Origin of the sequence: Corallococcus sp. BB11-1, from assembly GCF_026626625.1 — a bacterium.
GTDB classification, from domain to species: Bacteria; Myxococcota; Myxococcia; order Myxococcales; family Myxococcaceae; genus Corallococcus; species Corallococcus soli.
Window position 1 is genome coordinate 819,193 of record NZ_JAPNJY010000001.1, and the last position, 23,343, is coordinate 842,535.

Sequence of the window (23,343 nt, forward strand, 5' to 3'; positions counted from 1 at the left end):
AGGGGATGCCCCCGAAGCCCGAAGACGCCGGCCCGGGGCCCGTGCCCCGTGGGCCCTGGAGGATGTCATGCGTAAGCGGACCGCTCGCCTCGCTCCCGTGCTCGGGTTGCTGCTGGGCAGCGTGCTGGCGCTGGGGCCGGGCCACCCGGGCCTGCCGCCGGCCGCGCGCGCGGCGACACCGCCCGTGGCGGACGCCTGCGCCGACTCCGCGAACTTCCTGGTGGGGGCGGCGCGCTCCGACATCACGGGCCCCGCGGCGGAGGTGGGGATGATGGGCTACGCGCAGGTGGCGCAGAAGACGGAGGGCATCCACCTGCGGCTGTACTCGCGCGCGTTCGTCATCGCCTCGCCGTGCAATGGCCGCCGCGTGGCCATCGTCAGCGCGGACCTGGGGGAGCTGTTCCAGGCGGTGAAGCAGCAGGTGGTGGAGCGGCTGCGCGCGAAGCTGGGGGACGTGTACTCGGACGACAACGTGCTCCTGAGCGCCACGCACACGCACGCGGGTCCGGGCGGCTACAGCCACTACACGCTCTACAACCTGACCACCCTGGGCTTCGTGCCGCAGAACTTCGAGGCCATCGTCTCCGGCATCGTAGACTCCATCGTCCGCGCCAACGACCGGCTGGCCGAGGGCACGCTGCGCCTGGCCTCCGGCGACCTGCGCGGCGCGAGCGCCAACCGCTCCCCGGAGGCCTACCTGCGCAACCCCGAGTCCGAGCGCGCCCGCTACCCGGACGACGTGGACCCCCGCATGACGCTGCTGCGGTTCACGCGCGCGGACGGGCAGGAGCTGGGGCTCATCAACTGGTTCGCCGTGCACGCCACATCCCTGGGCAACACCAACCCCTTCATCAGCGGCGACAACAAGGGGCTGGCCTCGCGCTACTTCGAGGCGGGGGAGGGGGGCCTGCGGCCCGGCGGGCCGGACACCTTCGTCGCCGCCTTCGCCAACGCGAACGAGGGCGACGTGACGCCCAACCTGCTGGGCGGCACGAACGGCGGCGGCGCGGACGACTTCGAGTCCACGGCCCTGGCCGCGCGCAAGCAGTACGACTTCGCCGCGCACCTGTGGGCCACCGCCGCGATGCCGGTGCTGGGGGGCGTGGACTACCGGCACACCTACGTGAAGATGGACGCGGTGGACGTGGCGCCCGCGTTCACGGACGGCGCGCCGCGCCGCACGTGTCCCGCGACCATCGGCGTGTCGATGCTGGCGGGCGCGGAGGACGGCCCGGGCTTCGGCGCGGAGGGCGCGACGTGCGAGTCCGTGCACGACCTGTGGAACCAGTTCACCTGCTCGCTGGTCACCACGCCCTGTCAGGCGGAGAAGCCCATCGTGCTGGAGATGGGCGCGATGAAGCCCTACCCGTGGACCCCGGAGGTGCTGCCCCTGCAACTGGTGACGGTGGGACCGCTGGCGCTGGTGGCCGTCCCCTTCGAGCTCACCACCATGGCGGGCCGGAGGCTGCGCGACACGGTGCGCGCGCAGCTCCACGGCACGGGCGTGACGGACGTGGTCATCGCGGGGCTGTCCAACGCGTACGCGGGCTACGTGTCCACGCGCGAGGAGTACGCGCGCCAGGACTATGAGGGCGCGTCCACGCACTTCGGGCCGTGGACGCTGGCGGCGCTCCAGCAGTCCTTCACGGGGCTCGCCGGGGCGCTGCGCGACGGGGCGCCCGTGTCACCGGGGCCCACGCCCCGGGACCTGCGCAAGGCGGTGGTGGGCCTGCAGCCCGGCGTGGTGTTCGACGACAAGTACCTGTGGGTGGACTTCGGTGACGTCGCGGAGGAGGCGAAGCCCGCGTACGCGCGGGGCGACACGGCGAGCGCCACCTTCTGGTCGGGGCATCCTCGCAACAACCTGAAGACTGGCGGCACGTTCCTGCGGGTGCAGCGGCGGGAGGCGGACGGGACGTGGCGGGACGTGGCGCACGACGGCGAGGGCGGCGCGCGCTACCACTGGCAGCGCGAGTACTGCGTGCCCACGCTCGGATGTTCGAAGGTGCGCATCGACTGGCCCATCCCGGCGGACACGGCGCCGGGCACCTACCGGCTGGTGCACGAGGGCCACTGGAAGTCCGGCTGGGACGGGCGCGTGCACCCGTACTCGGGGAACTCGCGCCCGTTCACCGTGCGGTAGCGGCCGTCAGTCGTCGTCGTCGCAGGTGCCGTCGGGGTTGCACTTCTTGTCGCACTTCTTGCACGCCTGGCCGTTCCTGCCGCACTGGTTCTTGTTGGGGGACTCGATGCAACTGTTGCGGTCACAGCAGCCGTCGCAGGTGGACGGGTCGCAGACGCACTGTCCGCCCTTGCAGGCGAGTCCCGGGCCGCACGCCGGCCCGCCGCCGCAGACGCACCGGCCGCCGAAACACGCGCTCGCGTTGGCGCCGCACGCCGGTCCGTTGCCGCAGCCACAGGTTCCCTGGGCCGTGCAGGTGTCGGCCTTGTCTTGCGTGCAGTCCTCGCAGGCCACGCCGCCCACGCCACAGGTGCGGGCCGTGCGCGACGTGCACACGCCGTCGCGGCAGCAGCCGTCCCGGCAGTCCATGCAGAAGGTGCTGGTGCCGCCATCCGGCTTCGTGCCGGAGCCCAACTGGACGGTGACCTCCACCTCGTAGCCGTCGCGCACGGTGGCGCTGGCCTCGCCGACGGCGAGCACGGTGCCGTCGCGCAGGCCCTCCACGCGCACGGTGGCCTGCGCGCCGTTGGCGGCGTCACCCAGCAGGACGCGGAAGGTCTCGCCGTTCTGGAGGGTGCGGTCCGCGGCCTCGGGGATCATCGCGGCGGGCACGTCCATGCCGCCCGCCACGGTGCCGGAGACGCGCAGCTGCGTGAGGTTCAGCGAGGGCTCGAACTCGGTGGTGACGAAGAGCGCGGTGCCCGCGGCGGCGGCCGGGTCGCGGCAGGCGGCGAGCGCCACCAGCGACAGGATGCCGCTGGCCAGCAGGAGCCGGACGAAGGCCCGGCCAGGGGTTGCTCCTACGATGATCATGATGGCGCGCAGGGTAGCGGCTTCACGGCGCGCCGTGAAAATGCGCATCGTGAAGAGGGGGCCGGGCGTTGAGCAGCGGACGCTCATACGCGGTGTCCGGTGCGCCATGCGCACGCGCTGCTCCGCGTGGCGTCAGGCGTGGGAAGGTCGCGGTATGGGAGCGCGCGCGCGAGGAGACGGCAACGGCATGGTGGTCATCGTCATGGGCGTTTCGGGCACCGGGAAGTCCACGGTGGGCAGGGCGCTCGCGGAGCGGATGGGGTGGGCCTTCGAGGACGCGGACGACCTGCATTCGGAGGAGAGCCGTCAGAAGATGGCCTCGGGCACCCCGCTGACGGACGCGGACCGTCAGCCCTGGCTGGTGCTGCTGCGCGCGCGGATGGAGAAGGCGCTCGCCCAGGGCGAGCCCCTGGTGCTGGCGTTCTCCGCGCTCAAGCGCAGCTACCGCGAGCGGCTCTCCGTGGACGCGAAGCGAGAGCGCTGGGTGTACCTGCACGCTCCCTCGGAGGTCATCCAGGAGCGGCTCCAGCGCCGCGAGGGCCACTTCATGCCGCCCCGGCTGCTGGTCAGCCAGCTGGCCGCCATGGAGCCACCCGAGGACGCGCTCGCGGTGGACGTGACGCCGTCACCCGACGAGGTGGTGCGGCGCATCCTGGAGGGGTTGGGGCTGGAGCCCGACGCGAGCCGCGAGTAGCCCGCCTCAGGGCACCGGGTGTTCGACGGTGGCGCCCAGGCGCTCCAGCAGCTCGCGGTACCACGCGAAGGCGCTGGCGCTCCGGCCCGCCAGCTCCTTCGTGCCCCACAGCAGCGTGAGGGTGCGGCGCGTGGCGCCGTCCGTCTTGGTGCGCTGGGCGTCCTTCACCGCGTTGGCGCAGGGGCCGGCCGCGTCGAAGAGGCACAGCAGGCCCTCCAGGTCGATCTCCTGTCCGGAGGCGTTGAAGACGTAGCGGTCGCCCTGGATGGCGGTGGCGACGCGGAAGGGCGCCTGCGCGCGGTCCAGGTCCACCACGCTGATGGGCAGGCCGCTGTGCAGCGATACGGCGTTGCACGCGTCCACCGCGGCGTTGATGGTGGAGAGCGAGCCGTCCCCGGACGCGCGCACCAGGTACTCGGAGGCGGGCTTGCCCCGGCCGGTGGGCTTGTAGCCGCCGTGGCGCAGCAGGTCCCGCACGGCGCCGCGCACGGCGTCGTCGCTCTGGAGGGGCGCTGCGGCGCCGGGCTTCAGGAGGTCCTGGAGCCACCCGGGCGCGGGCAGCTCTCCCAGGGGGGCGGGAAAGGTGGACGTGAAGGCGACGAGGTCGAGGAGGGGATGGGGGTCGACGGTCAGCACGGCGCCACTCTATGCTTTGGGGCAACCCCTATGCCTACGCTCATCCCCAGGCCCATTCGTGTGACGGCGGTGGGCAACAAGCCGAAGCTCATCGACGAGTACGTGGGTCGGATGAACTCCAAGACGCAGAACATCAGCGTCGCGCACATGCGCAGCCCGGGTGGGTGGGAGGAGCCGGGGCAGACCCCCGAGTTCCGTGAAATCACCCTGGTGCTCGCGGGCACGCTGCGGGTGGAGCACAAGGGCGGGGTGATGGACGTGCACGCCGGCCAGACGGTGGTGTGCGAGCCGGGCGAGTGGGTCCGCTACAGCACCCCCGAGGAGGAGGGCGCGGAGTATGTGGCCATCTGCACCCCGGCGTTCTCACCGGGCACCGTGCACCGCGACGACTGAAGCCCCATTCCAAGGAGGGCGGAATCCCGGACGGGGGCCCGCCTGCCTGGCCGTGTGCAAGGAGTCGGGGGCGTGGGGGGTTCGGAAGCATCCCCCTGGGGGGCGGGCCGTGGCATAAGGGCGCGCCGCCTGATTCCCGGGCCTCTTCGGTACGCACATGATCCGTCTCGACAACATCGGTAAGCAGCACGGGCAGCAGCTCCTCTTCGTGGAGGCCTCGGCTGCGCTCCACAAGGGAGAGAAGGTGGGCCTCGTCGGCCCGAACGGCGCGGGCAAGACGACGCTGTTCCGGATGATGACCGGCCAGGAGTACCCGGACGAAGGACAGGTCTCCATCGACCGGGGTGTCACCATTGGCTACTTCAGCCAGGACGTCGGGGAGATGGCCGGCCGCAGCGCGGTGTCCGAGGTCATGGACGGCGCGGGCCCGGTGAGCACCGTCGCGGCGGAGATGAAGCAGCTGGAAGCCGCCATGGGGGACCCGGACCAGGCGGACAACATGGAGAAGCTCGTCGAGCGCTACGGCGTGGTGCAGGGCCGGTTCGAGGAGCTGGGCGGGTACGCGCTGGAGGGACGGGCGCGGGAAATCCTGGCGGGCCTCGGGTTCACCGAGGAGATGATGGACGGCGACGTCGGCGCGCTGTCGGGCGGCTGGAAGATGCGCGTGGCGCTCTCCCGCATCCTGCTGATGCGCCCGGACGCGATGTTCCTGGACGAGCCTTCCAACCACCTGGACCTGGAGTCGCTCATCTGGCTGGAGGGCTTCCTCAAGGGGTACGAGGGCGGCCTGCTGATGACGTCGCACGATCGCGAGTTCATGAACCGCATCGTGACGAAGGTGGTGGAGATCGACGGTGGCTCGCTGACGACGTACTCGGGCAACTACGACTTCTACGAGGGCCAGCGCGCGCAGAACGAAGCGCAGCAGCAGGCGCAGTACGAGCGTCAGCAGGCGATGCTCGCGAAGGAGATCAAGTTCATCGAGCGGTTCAAGGCCCGCGCGTCGCATGCGGCGCAGGTGCAGAGCCGGGTGAAGAAGCTGGAGAAGATTGAGAAGGTGGAGCCGCCCAAGCGCCGCTCCACGGTGCTCTTCGAGTTCCAGCCGCCGCCGCGCTCGGGTGACGACGTGGTGAACCTGAAGAACGTCCACAAGGGCTACGGCAAGCGGACCATCTACGAGGGGTTGGACTTCCTGGTGCGGCGCGCGGAGCGCTGGGCCGTGATGGGCGTGAACGGCGCGGGCAAGTCCACGCTGCTCAAGCTGGTGACGGGCACCACGCAGCCGGACGAGGGCTCCGTGGCGTTGGGCGGCAGCGTGAAGCTGGGCTACTTCGCGCAGCACGCCATGGACCTGCTGGACGGCGAGAAGACGGTGTTCGAGTCGCTGTCGGATTCGTTCCCGCGCGCGGGCCAGGGCTCGCTGCGGGCGCTGGCGGGCTGCTTCGGGTTCAGCGGCGACGAGGTGGAGAAGAAGTGCCGGGTGCTGTCGGGTGGCGAGAAGGCGCGTCTGGTGATGGCGCAGATGCTCTACGACCCGCCGAACTTCCTGGTGCTGGACGAGCCCACGAACCACCTGGACATGGGCACCAAGGAGATGCTGATCACCGCGCTGTCGCGCTACGAGGGCACGATGCTGTTCGTGTCCCACGACCGGCACTTCCTGGGCGCGCTGTCCAACCGCATCCTGGAGCTGACGCCGGACGGCATCCACAAGTACGGCGGCGGCTACACGGAGTACGTCGCGCGCACGGGCCAGGAAGCCCCCGGTCTGCGCAGCTGACGTGAAGGCCCGGGCCCTCGCGTTCAATGGACGCGGGGGCCGCTACTCGAACAGCTTGCTCGCGAGCCGCGCCAGCCGCTGCGCCTTGCCCCGGTAGGGTGGGAAGAAGAGGTTCGTGAAGGCCGTGCGTCCCTGGCGCACCACCGCGCGCTCGTGGCTGAACGCCTTGAAGCCCGCCTCCCCGTGGTACGCGCCCACGCCGCTCTGGCCGACCCCACCGAAGGGCAGGTGCGGGTTCACGTTGTGCAACACCACGTTGTTCACCACCGTGCCGCCCGCGCTCGTCTCCGTGAGCAGCCGCTCCACGGTCGCCTCGTCCTGGCTGAACACATACAGGGCCAGGGGCTTCCCGCCCGCGCGCACCTGCGTCACCACTTCGTCCAACGACTCGAAGCGCAGCACCGGCAGCAGCGGCCCGAAGATCTCCTCCCCCATCACCGGCGCCTCCGGCGTCACGTCCGCCAGCACCGTGGGCGCGATGTAGCGCGTCTCCGCGTGCACGCCGCCGCCCGCCACCACCCGCGCCCCTTGCGCCACCGTGCGGTCCATCAGCCCGCTCACCCGCCGGAACGCCCCGTCATCCACCATGCGGCAGAAGTCCGGTGTCGCCCGGCGCGCCTCCTCCGACTTGCCGTAGAAGCGCTCCAGCGCGTCCTTCAGCCCCGCGAGCAGCGCCTCCTCCTTCGACGCGTGCACCCAGACGTGGTCCGGCGCGATGCACGTCTGCCCCGCGTTGAGGAACTTGCCCCACACAATCCGCTCCGCCGCCGTGGCCACGTCCGCTGACGCATCCACGATGACCGGCGACTTCCCGCCCAATTCCAGCGTCACCCCCGCCAGGTGCCGCGCCGCCGCCTCCATCACCCGGCGGCCCACGCGCGGCCCTCCGGTGAAGAAGAAGTGGTCGAACGGCAGCCGCAAGAGCGCCTCGCCCACCTCCGGCCCGCCCTCCACCAGCGCCACTTCGTCCGCGGGGAACACGTCCCGCAGCAGCTGCGCCAGGAAGCGCGCCGTGCCCGGCGTCTTCTCACTGGGCTTGCACAAGACGGCATTGCCCGCCGCCACCGCCGCCACCAGCGGCGACACCAGCAGGTGGAACGGGTAGTTCCACGGCGCCAGGATGAGCACCACGCCCCGGGGCTCCGGGTGCACTTCACTCTTCGTGCCCGCGAGCAGCAGCGGCGCGCCCACCCTGCGCGGCTTCATCCACGCCTTCAGGTGCTTCTGCACGTGCGCCAGCTCCAGCAGCACGGGGAGGATTTCGGTCGCCTCCACCTCCGCCGCGGGCTTGTGGAAGTCCTCGTGGAGCGCGTCCGCCAGCTCCTCGCGGCGCTCCAGGAGCAGCGCCTTGAGCTTCTCCAGCCGCGCCAGGCGCTCCTTCGGCCCCGTCTTCGCCAGCGCCCACCGGCGCGCCTGCAGGCGGTCGAACACCTCCTGCAGGTCCGCCGGGACCAGGGCCTCTTCCACTGACACCACGCGCATGCCGGCTCCTCTTTCCACGCCAGGGCCACCCCGCCGGGTGAACACCCCGCGAACCGGCGAATTGCCTACTCCAGCATCCGGGTCGCGCGGGAGGCCCATTCCTGGGTCTTTCCCCGATACGGCGGGAAGAACACCGAAGCCAGCGACTTCATCCACTGGACCATCACCGCCCGCTCATGGCTGAAGGTCTTGAACCCGTAGTGCCCGTGGTAGTTGCCCAGGCCGCTCATGCCCACCCCGCCGAACGGCAGGTTCGGGTTCGCCACGTGGATGAGCACGTTGTTCACCACCACCCCGCCGGACGTCGTGTGCTGGAGCACCTCCTCCACCATCTTCGAGTCCTGCGAGAACACGTACAGCGCCAGGGGCTTCCCGCCTTCGTTGATGTGGGCGTAGACCTCCTCGCGCCGCTCGTACGTCAGCACCGGCAGCACCGGCCCGAAGATTTCCCCCTCCATGATGGGCATCGCCTTCGTCACCCCGGACAACACCGTGGGCGAGATGTACCGGGACGGCCCGTCCGCCGTGCCGCCCGTCTCCAGCCTCGCCCCCGCGGCGACCGTGCGGTCCAACACCTCCTTGAGCCGCTTCCAGGCAGCCGGATCCACCACGCGCGCCAGGTCCGGGCTCGCCTGCCGCTCCTCCTCCGTCGTGCCGTAGAAGCGCGTCAGCACCGCCTTGAACGCCTCCAGGAAGGCCTGCTGCCTGGACGCCGGCACGTAGATGTAGTCCGGCGCCACGCACGTCTGGCCCGCGTTGATGAACTTGCCCCAGGCCAGCGCCTCCGCCGTCGCCGTCAGGTTCGCGGACTCGTCGATGATGACCGGCGACTTGCCGCCCAGCTCCAGCGTCACGCTGGAGAGGTACTTCGTCGCCGCCGCCATCACCTTGCGGCCGATGTTCGGGTTGCCCGTGAAGAAGAAGTGGTCGAACGGGTGCTGGAGCAGCGCCTCCGCCACGTCCGCGCCGCCCTCGAAGGCGGCCACCTCGTTCTCCGGGAACAGGTCCCGGGTGAGCTGCGCCAGGAAGCGCGACGTGTGCGGCGTCTTCTCACTGGGCTTGAACATCACCGCGTTGCCCGCCGCGATGGCCGCGATGAGCGGCGCGACCAGCAACTGGAACGGGTAGTTCCACGGCGACAGGATGAGCACCACGCCCTTGGCCTCGTAGCGCACGTGGCTGGACGCCCCCTTGAGCGTCAGCGGCGTCGCCACCCGCTTGGGCTTCATCCACCCCTTCAGGTGCTTCACCGTGTGGTTCAGCTCCTCCAGCGTGGGGTGGATCTCCGTCAGCTCCACCTCCATGGCCGGCTTGCGGAAGTCCTGGTGGATGGCCTCCGCCAGCTGCGCGCGGCGCTGGATGATGGCCTCGCGCAGCTTGCGCAGCCGCGCGATGCGCTCCGCGGCCGTGCTGCGCGACAGGTTCCAGCGGTTCGCGCGCTGGGCCTCGAACACCGCGCGGATGCGCTCGATCTCCGCGGAGGGCTGGGGGAGGAGGGACGCGACGGCTTCCAACATGACGGGCTCCATTTCGCAAAAGAACGGCCGGTACCGCGGGGTGTGGGTCAGCGGGCCTGGAGCCCGCGAAGAAGGGTGGTGATGGCCGCCGTCAGCTCAGCGGTGAAGTCCACGCGCAGCGGGGCCATGTGCGGCAGCGTCAGCACCTCGCGCGCCACCGGGGCGATGTCCGCCATCTGCCGCAGGCCCGTCACCAGGGCGTGCACGTGGCGGATGAGCTGGCCCGCGTCCTCGGGGGTGAGGAAGGGCAGGCGCTGCTGGAGCAGCACCGCTGTCTCTCCCATGGAGATGAGCACGCGCTCCTTGAAGCGCCGCGCCTGCTCCACCGTGACGTTCTGCTCCAGCACCGTCTGCATCCGCGCGAGCAGCCGGGTGAAGGTCTCCTCCCCCTCCAGCGACTGCGCCACCGTGCGCGCCAGCTGCTCCGCGCTCCACGCCCCCTCGCCCTGCGCCAGCTGCTGGTTCAGCTTCGCGAACCACGCCGTCAGCAGGTCGTCCAGGAGCGCCAGGAACAGCGCCTCCTTCGTCGGGAAGTAGAGGAACACCGTCCCCTTGGCCAGCCGCGCCCGCGCCGCCACGTCCGCCATCTTCACCTCGGCGAAGGACGTGGCCTCGAACAGCGCCCGCGCCGCGTCCAGCAGCTCCCGCCGCCGCGCTTCCTTGTCCTCGTCCCGCCGCGCGCGCGCGGGAGCCTGTCGCCTGGGTGCCGGAGTGCCCACCATCACCCGGAGTTAAATGACCAGCGGTCACCCGTCAAGCTGACCGGCGGTCATCCATCCGGGGGCCAACGGTTCCGGGGGAATGGCGCAGTGTAGTCGGGTGTGCGACGCTGGGTGACATGATGAGGCCCATGGACGCGGAGTTGCTGGCGGGCAGCGCGCTGTACCGGGAGGTGGTGCTGCGCAAGCTGGCGCAGGCGCGCGAGTCGGTGTGGATCGCCACCGCCAACGTGAAGGCCATGTACGTGGAGGGGGCGCGGGGCAAGTTCGTGCCGCTGCTGGAGGTGCTGGACGGGCTGGCGGCCAGGGGCGTCGCGCTGCGGCTCTTGCACGCGGAGCTGCCCAGCCGGCCGTTCCGGGCCGCGTTCGACGCCCGCTCGCGGCTGGTGAAGGGGGGGCTGGAGCTGAAGGTCTGCCCGCGCGTGCACTTCAAGGCGGTGGTGGTGGACGGGGCGTGGGTCTACCTGGGCAGCGCGAACCTCACCGGCGCGGGGCTGGGCGCCAAGGGGGACGACGTGCGCAACTTCGAGATGGGCTTCGTCACGGAGGACTTCGACGTCATCGACCGGACGACGGCCCTTTTTGACGCGGTGTGGAATGGCGCGGAGTGTCGAGGCTGCCGTCTTCGCGCCGTGTGTCCCGACCCCATCTTGCCCTCCGGCGTGGGACAGGCGAAGAAACAGGGGCGTGATGGGGTGCGGCTGGGTCAATCCCGGCGCCTGCGTCGCCCACGGGAGAACACCGCATGAAGCCGTCCCTCGCCCCTCGCACCCGCGCGACGCGCCCACGGGCGGACTAGCTCCGGGTGGCGCTCCTCGGTCCCAAGACGCACGGCGACGTGGACGGTGACGAACGCGTCCGCCGTCAGGTGAAGCGGCGCACCTACTGGTGGTGCGCGCTGCTCATCACGCTGGGCTCCCTGGCGCACCCGCTGGTGCTGGGCGGGATGCAGCCGGCGTTCTTCGTGACCCACCTGATATGGGGCGCGGTGTTCGTGCTGCTGGGCGCGCTCGTGGGCGTTGGGTGGATCCGCGGCCCGGCGAGCGGCATCGCGGCGGGCGCGGTGAGCCTGACGGCGCTCTCGGTGATGATCCACATCACCGGAGGCCTCTCCAGCCCGCTCTTCGCCGCCTATTACACGGTGCCGCTGCTCGTCGCCGTCTTCACCCCGGGCCAGCGGCTGCCGGTGTGGTCCGCCATCGTGGGCACGCTGGGCGCGGTGGTGATGACGACGTGGCTGTCACGGGCGCCGTGGGCGGCGTTCCTCAGTCAGTCCATCAGCCTCACCTTCACGTTCCTCGTGTCCGCCTGGGGCGCGGAGACCTTCCGCCGCCTCCAGGGCGCGGAGCGCACCGCGCACCTGGAGCGCGTGGAGGCCCTGCGCCAGCTGGCGGACAGCGAGCTGCGCCGCGTGCGCGTGGAGCGCCAGCGCGCGGAGGTGGAGCGGCTGGTGGTGGTGGGGCAGCTCGCCGCGGGCGTGGCCCACGAGGTGAACAACCCGCTCGCGTACGTGAAGTCGAACCTGCGCTACCTGGAAGAGGAGTGGGCGGAGGGCGTGCCCGCGGACCTGGACGACGTGCGGCGCGTGCTGGAGGAGACGCAGCAGGGCGTGATGCGCATCCAGCAGATCGTCACCGACCTGCGCCTGTTCTCCCGCGACGAGCCCGGCGGCATGGAGTCCTGCGACGTCGCGGAGACGCTGGCGGAGGCGCAGCGGCTGGCCTCGGTGCGCCTGCGCAGCCTGGGCGTGGTGGAGCACGACGTGGCGCCGGACCTGGCCCCCGCGCGCGTCACCCCCCGTCACCTGGTGCAGGTGCTGGTGAACCTGCTCATCAACGCCGCGGACGCCCTGGAGTCCGTGCGTCCCAGCCGCCCCGCGCACGTCGTGCTGCGCGCGCGCATGGAGGCCGGAGTCGTGCGCGTGGAGGTGGAGGACAACGGGCCGGGCATCGCGGAGTCCGCGCTGCCGCGCCTCTTCGAGCCCTTCTTCACCACCAAGCCGCCCGGCAAGGGCACCGGCCTGGGACTGGCGCTGTGCCGCGAATACGTGGCGCGCGCCGGGGGGACGCTGGAGGCGGAGAACCGCGCGGAGGGCGGCGCGCGCTTCATCCTCCGACTGCCCGCGGCGGGGGCCCCTTCCCAGCCGCCGCGCCGGGAAGGTGTCGCCTCCGTCGATGCGGGCACGGAGCCCGTGGCCGAGTAGCCTCGCGGGCCGTCCGCGCTCATCGCTCCAGCGCGTGCGCGACCTGTCCCAGCAGCCGCAGACGCGGGGAGTCCAGCTTGCGCACGGTGCGCATGAGCCGGCGCACCTCGGGACGCTCGCGGTACTCCGGCGGATCCTCCGCGAGCTGCGGCGCGCCGTCCTCCGTCACCGCCGCCGTCGCGCTCAACCCGAGCAGCACGTCCGATGAGCAGCTCAGCACCAGGCACAACTTCCGCAACGTCCGGACGCTGGGCAGCATGTGCCCGCGCTCCAGCCGCCCATAGACCTCGGTGGCGATGCCGACGCGCTCGGCCACATCGGCCTGCGTCAGTTCCAGCCGCTGCCGGGACGCGCGGACTGCGTTTCCAATGAGGGTGGCCAGTCGTTGTTCCATGGCGTCGAAAACCTGTCGAAAGAGGAGCTTCTCCCCCCGCTTCGGGGGCGGAGAGGTGCCGGGGAGAAGTCGCTGCCTTGCGTGACCTCGTGAGACACAGATTACGAGTGGGGTCTGACATCTCCGGACGTGCGGACGAACGCCGCAAACCCGCGACAACTCGCGGTTTCCGCCGTTCCGACGCGCTCGTTTCGCAAGGCTTCCCGGGTGCTGTTTTCTCGCGTGATGCGAGCGTCGAACCGGGGTGGTAGGCGCGGGCTTGGGCGCCCCTCCCACGACGTCAGGGGAAGGCCTCGCGAGGTCGCACGACCCTGGGGGTTGTTCCGCCCGCTTCCGGACTTTTCTTGAAGGGTCCGGGGAGACCGCGCGCTCCGGCGAAGAGGGGCCGGAGCGGGTCTCACCCGAGGGCAGCGCGGCGGGAGGACCTCAGCCCGCGTCGTCCACGGACGGCAGCGCGGCGCGCGCTTCGGCGTACTCGCGCACCATGCGCTCCACGACGCTGGCGGCGGGCAGCACGTCCTTGACGAAGGCCACGCCGTGCCCCGCGCTCCAGGTGTCCTTCCACGCCTTGCCCTGGCCCGCGCGGAAGCGCTCCAGCGCGCCCTTGAGGAAGTTGCCGTGCACGCCCGTCACCTCCTTCGTGTACTCCAGGTCCTCCGGGCTGGAGTCCACCAGCGCCTGCTTGTAGTCGGGCGCGGCGCCGGCCTCCTCCGTCGCGAGGAAGCGCGTGCCCAGGTACGCGCCGTCCAGGCCCATGGCGAGCGTCGCGGCCAGGTGGCGCCCGGTGGAGAGCGCGCCCGCGAGCACCACCGGCACGCCCAGCTCCTGCTTGAGCCACGGCCCCAGCACCAGCGGGCTCAGGTGGCCCGCGTGGCCGCCCGCGCCGGAGCCCACCGCGACGAGCGCGTCCACGCCCGCCTTCACGGCCTTCTGCGCGTGGCGCAGGGAAATCACGTCGCTCCACACCTTGCCGCCGTACGCGTGCACGCGCTCCACCACCGGCGTGGGGTCCCCCAGGCTGGTGATGACCAGCGGCACCTTGCGCTCCACCGTCGCGGCCATGTCCTCCTCCAGCCGCTCGGCCCACTTGAGGATGAGGTTCACGCCGAAGGGCACGTCCTTCGGGAACGTGGCGAGGAAGTCCCGGTACGCCTGCGCGGTCCGGTAGTTGAGCGACGGCACCGCGCCGATGGCGCCCGCGCGTCCGGCGGCCTCCAGGAGCGCGGCGTTGGACACGAGGAACATGGGCGCGGCGATGATGGGATAGCGGATGCCCAACATCCGGGTCACGGCGGTGTCGATGCGCGAAGGGGCCATGGGCGCATTGGAGCACGCGTGCTCGCGGGCGCGAGGCCGAAAAATCGGCCTGGGCGGCGTTGTCAATCGCAGCGTGTCTCCAGAGGGGAAAACCCCTGGTGTTTCCGTGGTTTACGTAGCACGTAGGGCTGACGTAAGGTGCGCCCCCCGACCGAGGTCGGGAGAGCCGGGGGTTCCCTTCGGTGACGCGAACCGGGGAGCGCCGCCGAGCGTTTTTGCGGGGAGGCCAGACTCAGCCGTGAGTGACGAGCGTCCGGACGCGCTGCTCAAGAGCGCACTCGAAAAGATCGTCTACTTCGAGGCCCGTGCGCAGCAGTTGCATGGCGAGCTGGCGAACGCGCGCGACGAGCTGTCGCACCTGCGTGAAGACCTGGCGCAAGCGCACCAGCGGGAGCTGGACCTGCGCCGGGAGCTGGCGGAGCTGGAGGTCCGCAGCGGCCGGGCCCTGGGGGAGCGCGAGGAGCTGACGCGGCTGAACCACGCGCTGCGCCTGGAGCGCAACCAGCTGATGGAGAAGCTGCTGGACGCCAGCCGCATCCATTCCTCCGGGCAGCCGCGCGGCGCGTCCGACGACGATGACGACGAGCTGGGGTTCGACCTGGCGTCGTTCATCTCGCAGCTGCGCAGCGAGGTGATCCTCCGCAACGACACGGTGCCGCCGGTGCGCACGCCGATGCGCGGGCCCGCGGTGCCGCTCAAGACGCCGGAGCCCCAGGTGCCGTGGACGGAGCGCCCCGCGCCGCCGGTGCCGCAGCGGGCCTCGGCCGCGTACGTGGCGGGGGACGCGGGGCTGTCGCCGGTGGCGCGCGAGGCGCAGCGGCTCCAGAACGAGGGCCGCCTGCGGGTGAGCCCGGAGCAGATGGCGGAGCTGTCCGGACACGCGGGCAGCCCCACGGACGAGACGCTGTTCGGGTTCTCCGTGCGGGAGCTGTCGGCGGCGGACGCGGCGGCGCGGGTGCGCGCGGCGGAGCGGCTGAAGGCGCTGGCGCATCCGGCGGCGGCGCCCGCGTTGGCGGCGGCGCTGCACGCGGAGACGGACGCGATGGCGCAGGTGGCGCTGCTCCAGGCGTTCGCGGGGCTGTGCCGGGAGGAGGGCGCGTCGGTGGTGTCGCCGCTGCTGTCCTCGCCGGTGCCGGAGGTGCGCATCGCGGCGCTCAAGGCGCTGCTGGTGCTGGCGCCCCGGGACGCGGCGCCGCACCTGGCGCAGGCGATGAAGGACTCGGACCGCTCGGTGCGCAGGCGCGCGTCGCTGCTGGCGCTGGGGCTGGAAGGGGAGACGGCGCGGCGGCTGGGCGAGGACGCCATCCACGACACGGACTCGGAGGTCCGCGCGCTGGCCGCGCTGGCGCTGGGCGCTGGACGTGGGGAGAACGCGCGTGCGCTGCTGCTGGAGGCGCTGGATGACCGCGAGGTGCGCGTGCGCAAGGCGGCGGCGCAGAGCCTGTCCCGCATCCTCGGGCAGGACGTGTCCGCGGTGGTGGCGCTGGAGGACACGCACCGGCGTCGGGAGATCCGCCGGCTGGCGACGCTGCCCGTGAAGCCCGTGCGCGCGACGCTGGAAGTGAAGGCCGTGGCGCCGGTGGTCGCGCAGCGGGCGAATGGCGCGCAGGCCGTGGGTGTCGTCGCCCCGCAGGTCATGAGCGCCGCGCAGCAGGTGAATGGTGCGCAGGCCATGCACGCAGCGCCGCAGGCGAACCTGAACGTGGCGCCGGTGGCGGCGAACGCGGCGCAGTGGGCGACCGTGGCTGTCGCGCCTCAGGCCGTGAGTGCCGCGCACCAGGCGAACGCGGCGCGGCAGGCGGTGCTGGATGCCGCGCAGCAGGCCTTGAGCATCGCCCAGGCGGCGAACGCGACGCAGCAGGCGAACGTGAACGCGGCGCAAGCGGCGGTGAACGTCGCACGCCAGGCGGTGGCGAATGCCTCCTCGCGGGTCGCCGTGGATGCCGCGCAGCCGTCCCCGGCCGCGAACGCCGTGCCCGCGATGGCGGTCCACGCCGCGCAACAACCGCTGGCGGCACAGGCCTCGAATGATTCGCAGTGGACGGTGGCCCCGATGGCCGCCCCCGCGCTCGCGGTCGCCACCGTGGGCGTGGCTCGCGGCGCACCGTCCGTGATGCAGGGGGCCGTGCCCGCGCGGGCCGCGAATGGCGGGCCCGTCTCCTTCGCTTCGGCCCCCGCTCCGTCGCGGCCGGTCGCCTCCGTCCCCGCCGCGCCCCCGCCTGCCCAGGCCCCGTCGGTGCGCCTGACGCCCGTACAGGCCGCGCTGGTGGCCATGGGCGCGCCCCCGCCCACGCGGATTCCGGCGCCCCCCGTCACGCCGCCGGTTCCTCCGCGCCGGGGCCCTTCACCCGTGGAGGCGCTGTGTGGGGCGATGTTGCAGGAGGTGCGGGTCGCCGTCCGGGGACGCTCGCTCCCTGAGCTGACGGCCGGGCTGTCCGCTCCGGCGGAGCTCGCACAGGAGGCTGTTGCCCTGCTGGTGGCCCGAGGGGCCATCGTGCGAAGGGGGCACAAATACTTCGCCGCTTGAGGCAAGGTGCATCGGCCGGGCCTCACACGTCATCCGAAGGGTCGTTCATGGAAGCGCCGACGTACAGCTCGAAGCAGGTGGCCGAGATGCTCGGCGTGACTCCGAAGGGCATCCCCGCGGAGCTGCGCAAGGACAGCTACGGCCCGGAAGACGTGTGGGAGCTGAGGACGACGCTCAACCGCTTCCCCCCCAGCGCGGGCCACCGCCGGCAGCTGTTCCTCAACTTCAAGGGCGGCACCGGCAAGACGTCGCTGTCCACGTCCTACGCGTGGCGCCTGGCGGAGCTGGGCTACGCCGTCCTCCTCATCGACCTGGACAGCCAGGGCCACGCCACCAAGTGCCTGGGCTACGAGGGCGAGGACTTCGAGAAGACGCTCCTGGACGTGCTGGTGCGCAAGACGCCGCTCGTGCAGGTGGTGCAGAAGTCCACGCTGCCCAACCTGGACTTCATCCCGTCCAACCTGAGCATGTCCACGGTGGACCTGGCGCTGATGCCCATGGCCGGCCGCGAGTTCAAGCTGCGCAACGCGCTCAAGGACGTGGAGGCGCAGTACGACTTCATCGTCTTCGACGCGCCGCCGTCCTTCGGCCTGCTCAACCTCAACGCGCTGATGGCCGCGAACGACCTGTTCGTGCCGGTGCTCGCGGACTTCCTCTCCTTCCACGGCCTGAAGCTGCTCTTTGAAACGGTGCAGAGCCTGGAGGAGGACCTGAACCACGTGCTGGACCACGTGTTCATCGTGGTGAACTCCTTCAACGCCACCTTCAAGCTGGCGAAGGAGGCGCTGGAAGCCCTCCAGACGCACTACCCGGAGTACCTGCTGCCCACCATCATCCGGCAGTGCACCAAGTTCGCGCAGGCCTCCAGCGAGGGCCGCCCCGTGTTCGTGGCGGATCCGACGTCCAAGGGGGCCACCGACATCCAGGCCATGCTCGACAACGTGCTGCCGCGCCTGGTGGCCGCGCATGCTCCGTCCAAGAGCGGCGGCGCCACGAAAGCCGGCTGAGATTCCGCCATGAAGAAAGCCTTTGAACAGAACGTGTCCCGCGCGAAGCCGCGCCTCCGCCTGGGGGCGTTCACCGGCGCCCTCGACCCGGCCGAGCCCACGGCGAGCGCCGCCGAGCCCGCGCCGGAGGCCCCCCCGCCCGTCGCGGAGTCGCCGGACCTGTCCGCGGAGGTGCGTGCCCGCATCGAGCGCGGCCGGGCCCCGCGCCCCACCGCCGCCGAGGCCATTGAAGCGGCGCTGAACACCCCCTCCGCCCACGCGCAGGCCACCCCGGGCCTGCCGGCGGTGACGGCGCCGACGTTCTCGCCGGTGTCGCACGCGCTGTCCGCCCTGGTGTCCCCGGAGGCGCGGCGCGAAGAGGAAGAGGCGCCGCCAGCGCCGTGGCTGGAGCACGAGTCCCCGGAGGCCGCGCCCGGCTGGAGCGCGGCGACGGCCGCGCCCGCGGAGGAGTCAGCGTGGGATGCGGAGGCTGTGTCCCCGGTGTCGCACCGGGAGGTCGCCGAAGCGGTCGCCGCGTCCGCGTGGAACGTCTCCGTGGCGCACGCCGCGCAGCTGAATGAATCCACGCTGGAGTCCTTCGCCGTGGAGCCGGCCGCCGCGGAGCCGGTCGCCGCCGCCGCGCAGCCTCCGGCCTTCACCGCGCCGCCGGAGGCCATCAGGGACGCTCCGGTCACCTTCGCCTCGCCGCCTCCGGCGATGGCGGAAGCTCCCCGGAGCGCGCCGGTCACCTTCGCCGGGCCCCCGCCAGGGGTACAGTTCGATGGACGGATGGGCGTTCAGGCCCTCCGCATGCCCGAGGCCGAGCCCATGACGACGTACGCTGCCGTCCAGGCCTCCACCGTCACCACCGCCGAGCCGGTGGCCCGACAGGAGTCCCCGCCCGCCCAGGTCGAAGTGCAGACGCCGGCCCCGCCGCGCGAGGAGCTGGACTCGGAGGCCCGCCGCGAGCGCCTCAAGGCCCGCCTCAAGGCCGTGCGCGAGAACCCGCGTCCGGAGCCGCTGCCCGCCACCGTCGCGGAGGCCGGCCAGCGCGCCGTGGAGCGCATCACCCACCTCCAGGCGGACCTCACCAAGGTCAAGGCCCTCAACCTCACGCTCACCCAGGACCTGGAGGTGGCGCGCCGTCAGGCGGAGAAGGCCACCGAGGAGGCCCGGCTGCGCATGGACGAGGCGCGCCGCCTCACCGCGGAGATGGAAGGCCGGGTGAAGCTGCTCGCCGACCTGGAGCGCGAACTGGCCGCCCTGGAAGGCGAGCGCGACGAAGCGCTGCTGTCGCTCCAGGAGTCCCGTCAGGCCCTCCAGGCCGCGTCGAAGGAGCACGAGACGCTGGAGCAGGTGGTGGCGCGCGGCAAGGCGGCCCTGGCCGACAGCCTGGCGGAGGAGGAGCGCCTCGCCGTGGAGCTGGAGACCGCCAAGGACGAGTCCGCGTCCCTGCGTCGCGCCGTGGAGACGCTCCAGGGCGAGCGCGACGTGCTGGCCCAGCAGGTCGCCTCCCTCACCGCCGAACGCGCCGAGCTGCTGGAGGCGCGCAAGGCCCTGGAGTCCGTGCACCGCGCCCTGAGCCAGGCCACGGTGCGCTGAGCACGCCTACTTCGAGTCCTTCGCCACGCCGCTGCCCTTCACCGTGGTGAAGCTGCCCGGCAGCGCGGGGGTCCGGAGCGAGTCCGTGGACAGCTCCGCGAACGTGCCCGGGGCGCCCTGCTGTTCGCGGACGACCTCGGCGATCCGCCGCACGCGTTCGTCCCGCTTCGGGTGGTTGGCGAAGAAGCCGCCGCCCTCCGGTGTCTTCGCGATGAGCTGCCGGTACGCGTCCGGGTCGTAGCCCGCGGACAGCATCAGCTCCACCGCCAGCCGGTCCGCCGCCAGCTCCTCCTCCTTGCGGTGGCCCTTGCTGGCCACCTCCACGGTCTTCTCCGTCAGGTCCGCCAGCAGGCCCGTGTCCGAATCCAGGTCCAGCTTGCCGTCACGGTCGCTGGCCGACAGCAGCCGGCCCGCCGCCGCCGAAACAATCGCGTTGCTCACGACCGCGCCCTTGCAGCCGCTCACCTTCACCGTCGCGTACTGGTGCAGCGCGTGCTTCATCACGATGTGGGCGATTTCATGGGCCAGCACGCCCGCGAGCTGGCCCTCGTTCTCCACGCCCTGGAGCAGCTTGCGCGTGACGAAGACGTAGCCGCCCGGCGCGGACAGCGCGTTGAAGTTGCGCGTGTCGTTGAGCACGCCGAACGTCCACTGCAACGTCGGCCGGGGGGACTGCATGGCCAGGTTACGGCCCACGGTGTTGACGTACGTGGTCAGCTGCTGGTCCGTCGCCGTGGAGAGCATCAGCCCGCCGCCGCGCTGGACCCACTGGATGGCGAGCGCGCTGCCCAGCGCGTACTCCTCCTGGATGGCGGGCTCCACGCCCAGCTTGTCGCACTTCTGCGTGCTCTCCGACGCCGCCACGAAGCGGTCCACGTCGCCGCCCAGCTTCGCGGCCTTCAGGCCCTTCGTCACCTGCGCACAGGACGTCAGGCCCAGGCCCAGGCCCACCGACGCCACGACCTTCAGGTACGCGCGCATCACTTCGCCCCCTTCGTGGGCTTGCCCGCCGGGCTCTGCGCCACCTTCTGCGGGCCGACGCTCGTGCTGGGAGCCACCACCGGGAACAGCCCGGCCTGCTTCACGTGCTCGGCGATCTTCGCGGGGGTGACGGCGGCGGCCAGCGCCTCCACCTGTTGGATCTGCTTCACCGCCGTCGCGTAGTCCCCGCCCTTGTCCTTGCCGTACTTCTCCGCGCCGGGGCTCAGCGCCTTCACCGCCGCGCCGCTGGACACGAAGGCCGCCGGGTCAATGGCGCGCGTCGCTCCGTCCTTGGCCACCAGCTCCATGTTGGGCGGCTTCGTGGACAGGTTCGTCTGGAACACGTAGCCGGGCTTGCCTCCGGGCTCCTTCACCAGGTGCCACTGCTTGTTCTTCGGATCCGCGCCGTTCCACGTCACCTGCTGGCCGGGCTGGAGCACCACCACCACGTTCGCGGTGGGCGCGGCGCTGACGAGCACGCGCGTGTTGCGCGCCTTCACGTAGAGCTTGTCCCCCGGCTTCGCCGCCCACGCCCCCGCCGCTGGCACCCCCAGCGCCAGCAGCAGGACGCCCGTCTTCAGTCCCCGTGTCATCGTGCTCCCTGAACGGCATACGCCGTCACTTCTCCAAATTCGCCACCCCGTCGAAATCCACGGGCGGGGCCTCCAGGTATTCACGGCAGCGCTCCAGCAGCTTCCCGGTGGGTCCGTCCTCCGGGGCCCGCGCCACCTCCGCCTCCAGCACCGCCACCGCGTCCGCGAAGCGCGCCTGCCGGTACAGCGCCAGGGCCTCGTGGTAGCGCTCCACCGTGCGTCGCAGCTCCGGCGGCAGCTGGCCCTTGAGCGCGAGCAGCTCGTACACCGTGACGGCCTCCGTCTTGCCCGCCACCCGCACCCGGTCCAGCTCGCGCACCTCGATGTGGTCCTTCGCCAGCTCGTAGGTGCGTGGGCCAATCATGATGACCGACCCGTAGGCCTTGTTCGCACCCTCCAGCCGCGCGGCCAGGTTCATGCCGTCGCCAATGGCCGTGTAGCTGAAGAGCTGGTCGCTGCCGAAGTTGCCCACGAAGTTCACCGCGCTGTTCACGCCGATGCGCGTGTACACGTCCGGGAACCCCTTCTGCCGGAAGTCCACGCGCAGCACCTCCACCGCCGCCTTCGCCGCCAGCGCGCCCCGGCAGGCCCGCACGGCGTGGTCCGCCTGGTCCATGGGCGCGCCGAACAGGCACACCACCGCGTCGCCGATGTACTTGTCCAGGCACCCGCCCTCGCGCAGCAGCGCCTCGCTCACCGTCGTCAGGTACGTGTTGAGGATGCGCACCAACTGGCGCGGGTCCTCCTTGAAGTGCTCGCTGAAGGTGGAGAAGCCGCGGATGTCGCTGAAGAAGGCGCTGATCTCCTTGTTCTCCCCATCCAGGCGCGGGAGCTGCCGCGAGCGGATCATCTGCTCCACCAGCTTCGGCTCCATGAAGCGGTGGAACGTCTGGCGGATGAACTCCGTCTCGCGGTTGGCCACCAGGTGGTTGAACGCCAGCGCCGCGACGCTGGCCCCCATGCCCGCGAGCGCCGGCATCGCGGTGAGCAGGTGCGTGTGGGACGTCTTCAGGAACACGCCCGCCACCACGTACAGCCCGACGGGCAGCCCCAGCGTCCACCCCACCTCCAGCGGCGTCGAGCGCACCGTCATCAGCAGCACCGCCGACAGCAGCGCGACCAGGAACGTGATGCCCAGCTCCATGCCGTGGGGCAGGCGCGTGATGAACTCGCCGGACAGGAGCGTGTCCACCACCGCGGCCTGCTTCGCCAGGCCCGGCTCCGTGGAGGAGAAGGGCGTCGCCTTGATGTCGTTGATGCCCGGCGTGGTGCCGCCAATGACCACCACCTTGCCCCGGAAGGTGTCCGCGGGCAGGCGCACGGGCTTCCCTTCGCTGCGGAGGATCCAGTCGTTGAGCACGGCCAGCAGGCTCACCAGTGGGTAGCGCTCGTGCAGCGGGCCGCCGAAGTCCAACGCCGCGCTGCCGTCCGCGTTCACGGCCCATGTCCGCTCGCCCAGGTGGAGCGCGCGGACGGAGAGGGTGACCTCCTTCGCGCCGAGCAGGTCCGCCACCAGGCGCACCGGCAGGGTCGCGTAGGTGTTGATGCCATCCGAGTACACGAAGCGCGTGCCGCGCATGACCCCGTCCGCGTCCGCCTCCGTGTCCACCAGTCCGAATCCGTCCACCGCGCCCACCAGCGCGGGCGTGGGCAGCACCGGATGGCGCGGCAGCCACCGCTTCTCCTTATTCGACCAGTACTGGAGCAGGGGCAGCGGCTGCCCGTCGTCCGTCCTGCGCGCGGGAAACGCGAGTGCGCGCGCCAGTGCCCCGAGGGGCAGCGAGGGCGTGGCCGTCTCGGGGCCATCCTCGAACTCTTCGGGAGCGTCCTCCGGGAAGGTGTCCTCCGGCGAAGGGGGCGCGGCTTCAGGCGCGGCCAGCGGCACGGGCACCTGGAAGTCCGCGCGGGGCAGGGGGTTGGCCGTGCCGTTGGCCACCATGCCCACGTAGAAGGGCAGGTCCGTCTCACGCAAGACCTGGGCGAAGCCAAGGTCGGTGGATTCGTCCGACGCCTGTTCGTCCATCACCGCGTCGAAGAGGACCGCCCTCGCGCCCGCCGCCTTCAGCTCCTCCACGATGCTCGCCCACAGCGTGCGCGTGTACGGCCAGTTGCCGAAGTTGGTGCGCAGCTGCACGTCCTGGCTGATGCCCGTCAGCGTGGGCTGGTCGATGGCCACCACCACCACGTTCGAGGACAGTTCCCGGTTCCCCGTGTACGCACGCAGGGCCCGGTCGTAGGCGACGTGCTCGACTCCCTTCAGCCAGCCGGTGCGCTCGCACGCCCACGCGACCAACGTGGCCACCAGCGCGACGCCCAGCATCTGCGCCCCATGGTTGCGCCAGCGCTGCTGGAGGGTCTTCCACGGCTCACCCGTCACGACGGCCCCTCCCCGAGAGGTCAGGACGGGGACGCTAACCCAGGGATGGGCTCCTCCGTCACTCCGGCGCGCCCCGGGAATTGGACCTTCATCCAGCGGGCTCCGTAAGAGCCGGTAGAGCAGGAGTCCTTGCGAGCCATTGCAGCC

General features: G+C 71.6%; 19 protein-coding genes. 9 read left to right on the forward strand and 10 right to left on the reverse strand.

Going from position 1 to position 23,343, the window contains the following annotated elements:
- The first annotated feature begins 67 nt into the window (after window positions 1-67).
- Window positions 68-2,143 carry a neutral/alkaline ceramidase gene (locus OV207_RS03475; protein ID WP_267552559.1) on the forward strand — a complete coding sequence of 692 codons (2,076 nt, stop codon included), beginning with the start codon at window positions 68-70 and terminating at the stop codon, window positions 2,141-2,143.
- A 6-nt stretch (window positions 2,144-2,149) separates the two neighbouring features.
- On the opposite strand, the gene OV207_RS03480 is transcribed toward OV207_RS03475, so the two are convergent.
- Window positions 2,150-3,043: a hypothetical protein gene (locus OV207_RS03480; RefSeq protein ID WP_267552561.1), complete on the reverse strand. Its 894-nt coding sequence runs from the start codon at window positions 3,041-3,043 to the stop codon at window positions 2,150-2,152.
- Window positions 3,044-3,182: 139 nt separating this feature from the next.
- Between OV207_RS03480 and OV207_RS03485 the strand changes: the two genes are divergently transcribed.
- On the forward strand, window positions 3,183-3,689 hold the full coding sequence (locus OV207_RS03485) for a gluconokinase (RefSeq protein WP_267552562.1): 507 nt from the start codon (window positions 3,183-3,185) through the stop codon (window positions 3,687-3,689).
- 6 nt (window positions 3,690-3,695) lie between these two features.
- Here OV207_RS03485 and OV207_RS03490 read toward each other — a convergent pair whose 3' ends face one another.
- Window positions 3,696-4,325 (reverse strand): phenylalanine--tRNA ligase beta subunit-related protein, encoded by a 630-nt coding sequence (locus OV207_RS03490; protein WP_267552564.1) that lies wholly within the window; start codon window positions 4,323-4,325, stop codon window positions 3,696-3,698.
- 30 nt (window positions 4,326-4,355) lie between these two features.
- Here OV207_RS03490 and OV207_RS03495 point away from each other — a divergent pair, with 30 nt between their 5' ends.
- Window positions 4,356-4,718: a cupin domain-containing protein gene (locus OV207_RS03495; RefSeq protein ID WP_193346369.1), complete on the forward strand. Its 363-nt coding sequence runs from the start codon at window positions 4,356-4,358 to the stop codon at window positions 4,716-4,718.
- 157 nt (window positions 4,719-4,875) lie between these two features.
- Window positions 4,876-6,498 (forward strand): ABC-F family ATP-binding cassette domain-containing protein, encoded by a 1,623-nt coding sequence (locus OV207_RS03500; protein ID WP_193346370.1) that lies wholly within the window; start codon window positions 4,876-4,878, stop codon window positions 6,496-6,498.
- A gap of 42 nt (window positions 6,499-6,540) precedes the next feature.
- Here the strand turns inward: OV207_RS03500 and OV207_RS03505 are convergent, their stop codons facing one another.
- The 3 genes from OV207_RS03505 to OV207_RS03515 form a co-directional block, all read right to left on the reverse strand.
- On the reverse strand, window positions 6,541-7,980 hold the full coding sequence (locus OV207_RS03505; protein WP_193346371.1) for an aldehyde dehydrogenase family protein: 1,440 nt from the start codon (window positions 7,978-7,980) through the stop codon (window positions 6,541-6,543).
- A gap of 65 nt (window positions 7,981-8,045) precedes the next feature.
- A complete protein-coding gene (locus tag OV207_RS03510) occupies window positions 8,046-9,497 on the reverse strand; it encodes an aldehyde dehydrogenase family protein (RefSeq protein ID WP_267552566.1) in 1,452 nt (483 codons plus the stop codon).
- A gap of 47 nt (window positions 9,498-9,544) precedes the next feature.
- On the reverse strand, window positions 9,545-10,219 hold the full coding sequence (locus tag OV207_RS03515) for a TetR/AcrR family transcriptional regulator (protein WP_267552568.1): 675 nt from the start codon (window positions 10,217-10,219) through the stop codon (window positions 9,545-9,547).
- A gap of 119 nt (window positions 10,220-10,338) precedes the next feature.
- Here OV207_RS03515 and OV207_RS03520 point away from each other — a divergent pair, with 119 nt between their 5' ends.
- Both OV207_RS03520 and OV207_RS03525 read left to right on the forward strand, forming a co-directional pair.
- On the forward strand, window positions 10,339-10,965 hold the full coding sequence (locus OV207_RS03520) for a phospholipase D-like domain-containing protein (RefSeq protein WP_193347387.1): 627 nt from the start codon (window positions 10,339-10,341) through the stop codon (window positions 10,963-10,965).
- 56 nt (window positions 10,966-11,021) lie between these two features.
- Window positions 11,022-12,419, forward strand: a complete 1,398-nt coding sequence (locus tag OV207_RS03525; RefSeq protein ID WP_267552569.1) for a sensor histidine kinase — start codon at window positions 11,022-11,024, stop codon at window positions 12,417-12,419.
- A gap of 19 nt (window positions 12,420-12,438) precedes the next feature.
- On the opposite strand, the gene OV207_RS03530 is transcribed toward OV207_RS03525, so the two are convergent.
- Both OV207_RS03530 and OV207_RS03535 read right to left on the reverse strand, forming a co-directional pair.
- Window positions 12,439-12,813 carry a helix-turn-helix transcriptional regulator gene (locus OV207_RS03530; protein ID WP_193346374.1) on the reverse strand — a complete coding sequence of 125 codons (375 nt, stop codon included), beginning with the start codon at window positions 12,811-12,813 and terminating at the stop codon, window positions 12,439-12,441.
- 426 nt (window positions 12,814-13,239) lie between these two features.
- Entirely contained in the window at window positions 13,240-14,130 is an 891-nt protein-coding gene (locus tag OV207_RS03535; protein WP_267552570.1) for an NAD(P)H-dependent flavin oxidoreductase, read from the reverse strand.
- 238 nt (window positions 14,131-14,368) lie between these two features.
- On the opposite strand from OV207_RS03535, the gene OV207_RS03540 reads away from it, so the two are divergent.
- The 3 genes from OV207_RS03540 to OV207_RS03550 are packed head-to-tail and all read left to right on the forward strand — an operon-like array spanning window position 14,369 to window position 19,245.
- Window positions 14,369-16,657, forward strand: coding sequence for a HEAT repeat domain-containing protein (locus OV207_RS03540; protein ID WP_267552571.1), 2,289 nt, complete (start codon window positions 14,369-14,371; stop codon window positions 16,655-16,657).
- 47 nt (window positions 16,658-16,704) lie between these two features.
- Window positions 16,705-17,664 (forward strand): ParA family protein, encoded by a 960-nt coding sequence (locus tag OV207_RS03545; RefSeq protein WP_267552572.1) that lies wholly within the window; start codon window positions 16,705-16,707, stop codon window positions 17,662-17,664.
- A 9-nt stretch (window positions 17,665-17,673) separates the two neighbouring features.
- Window positions 17,674-19,245, forward strand: a complete 1,572-nt coding sequence (locus OV207_RS03550; RefSeq protein WP_267552574.1) for an extensin-like protein — start codon at window positions 17,674-17,676, stop codon at window positions 19,243-19,245.
- Between the two features lie 6 nt (window positions 19,246-19,251).
- On the opposite strand, the gene OV207_RS03555 is transcribed toward OV207_RS03550, so the two are convergent.
- Genes OV207_RS03555 through OV207_RS03565 form a run of 3 tightly spaced genes read right to left on the reverse strand, consistent with a single transcriptional unit; the run spans window position 19,252 to window position 23,196 of the window.
- Window positions 19,252-20,226 (reverse strand): M48 family metalloprotease, encoded by a 975-nt coding sequence (locus OV207_RS03555; protein ID WP_267552575.1) that lies wholly within the window; start codon window positions 20,224-20,226, stop codon window positions 19,252-19,254.
- On the reverse strand, window positions 20,226-20,819 hold the full coding sequence (locus OV207_RS03560; RefSeq protein WP_267552577.1) for an SH3 domain-containing protein: 594 nt from the start codon (window positions 20,817-20,819) through the stop codon (window positions 20,226-20,228). The genes OV207_RS03555 and OV207_RS03560 overlap by 1 nt, the downstream gene beginning before the upstream one ends.
- Before the next feature lie 25 nt (window positions 20,820-20,844).
- Window positions 20,845-23,196, reverse strand: a complete 2,352-nt coding sequence (locus OV207_RS03565) for a CHASE2 domain-containing protein (RefSeq protein WP_267552579.1) — start codon at window positions 23,194-23,196, stop codon at window positions 20,845-20,847.
- Window positions 23,197-23,343 lie beyond the last annotated feature (147 nt).

What these genes read in the sequence shown, in the direction of transcription:
- OV207_RS03475 (WP_267552559.1), top strand. Translation starts at nt 68, where the DNA reads ATGCGTAAGCGGACCGCTCGCCTCGCTCCCGTGCTCGGGTTGCTGCTG.
- OV207_RS03480 (WP_267552561.1), bottom strand. Translation starts at nt 3,043, where the DNA reads ATGCGCATTTTCACGGCGCGCCGTGAAGCCGCTACCCTGCGCGCCATC.
- OV207_RS03485 (WP_267552562.1), top strand. Translation starts at nt 3,183, where the DNA reads ATGGTGGTCATCGTCATGGGCGTTTCGGGCACCGGGAAGTCCACGGTG.
- OV207_RS03495 (WP_193346369.1), top strand. Translation starts at nt 4,356, where the DNA reads ATGCCTACGCTCATCCCCAGGCCCATTCGTGTGACGGCGGTGGGCAAC.
- OV207_RS03500 (WP_193346370.1), top strand. Translation starts at nt 4,876, where the DNA reads ATGATCCGTCTCGACAACATCGGTAAGCAGCACGGGCAGCAGCTCCTC.
- OV207_RS03505 (WP_193346371.1), bottom strand. Translation starts at nt 7,980, where the DNA reads ATGCGCGTGGTGTCAGTGGAAGAGGCCCTGGTCCCGGCGGACCTGCAG.
- OV207_RS03510 (WP_267552566.1), bottom strand. Translation starts at nt 9,497, where the DNA reads ATGTTGGAAGCCGTCGCGTCCCTCCTCCCCCAGCCCTCCGCGGAGATC.
- OV207_RS03515 (WP_267552568.1), bottom strand. Translation starts at nt 10,219, where the DNA reads ATGGTGGGCACTCCGGCACCCAGGCGACAGGCTCCCGCGCGCGCGCGG.
- OV207_RS03520 (WP_193347387.1), top strand. Translation starts at nt 10,339, where the DNA reads ATGAGGCCCATGGACGCGGAGTTGCTGGCGGGCAGCGCGCTGTACCGG.
- OV207_RS03530 (WP_193346374.1), bottom strand. Translation starts at nt 12,813, where the DNA reads ATGGAACAACGACTGGCCACCCTCATTGGAAACGCAGTCCGCGCGTCC.
- OV207_RS03535 (WP_267552570.1), bottom strand. Translation starts at nt 14,130, where the DNA reads ATGGCCCCTTCGCGCATCGACACCGCCGTGACCCGGATGTTGGGCATC.
- OV207_RS03545 (WP_267552572.1), top strand. Translation starts at nt 16,705, where the DNA reads ATGGAAGCGCCGACGTACAGCTCGAAGCAGGTGGCCGAGATGCTCGGC.
- OV207_RS03550 (WP_267552574.1), top strand. Translation starts at nt 17,674, where the DNA reads ATGAAGAAAGCCTTTGAACAGAACGTGTCCCGCGCGAAGCCGCGCCTC.
- OV207_RS03555 (WP_267552575.1), bottom strand. Translation starts at nt 20,226, where the DNA reads ATGCGCGCGTACCTGAAGGTCGTGGCGTCGGTGGGCCTGGGCCTGGGC.
- OV207_RS03560 (WP_267552577.1), bottom strand. Translation starts at nt 20,819, where the DNA reads ATGACACGGGGACTGAAGACGGGCGTCCTGCTGCTGGCGCTGGGGGTG.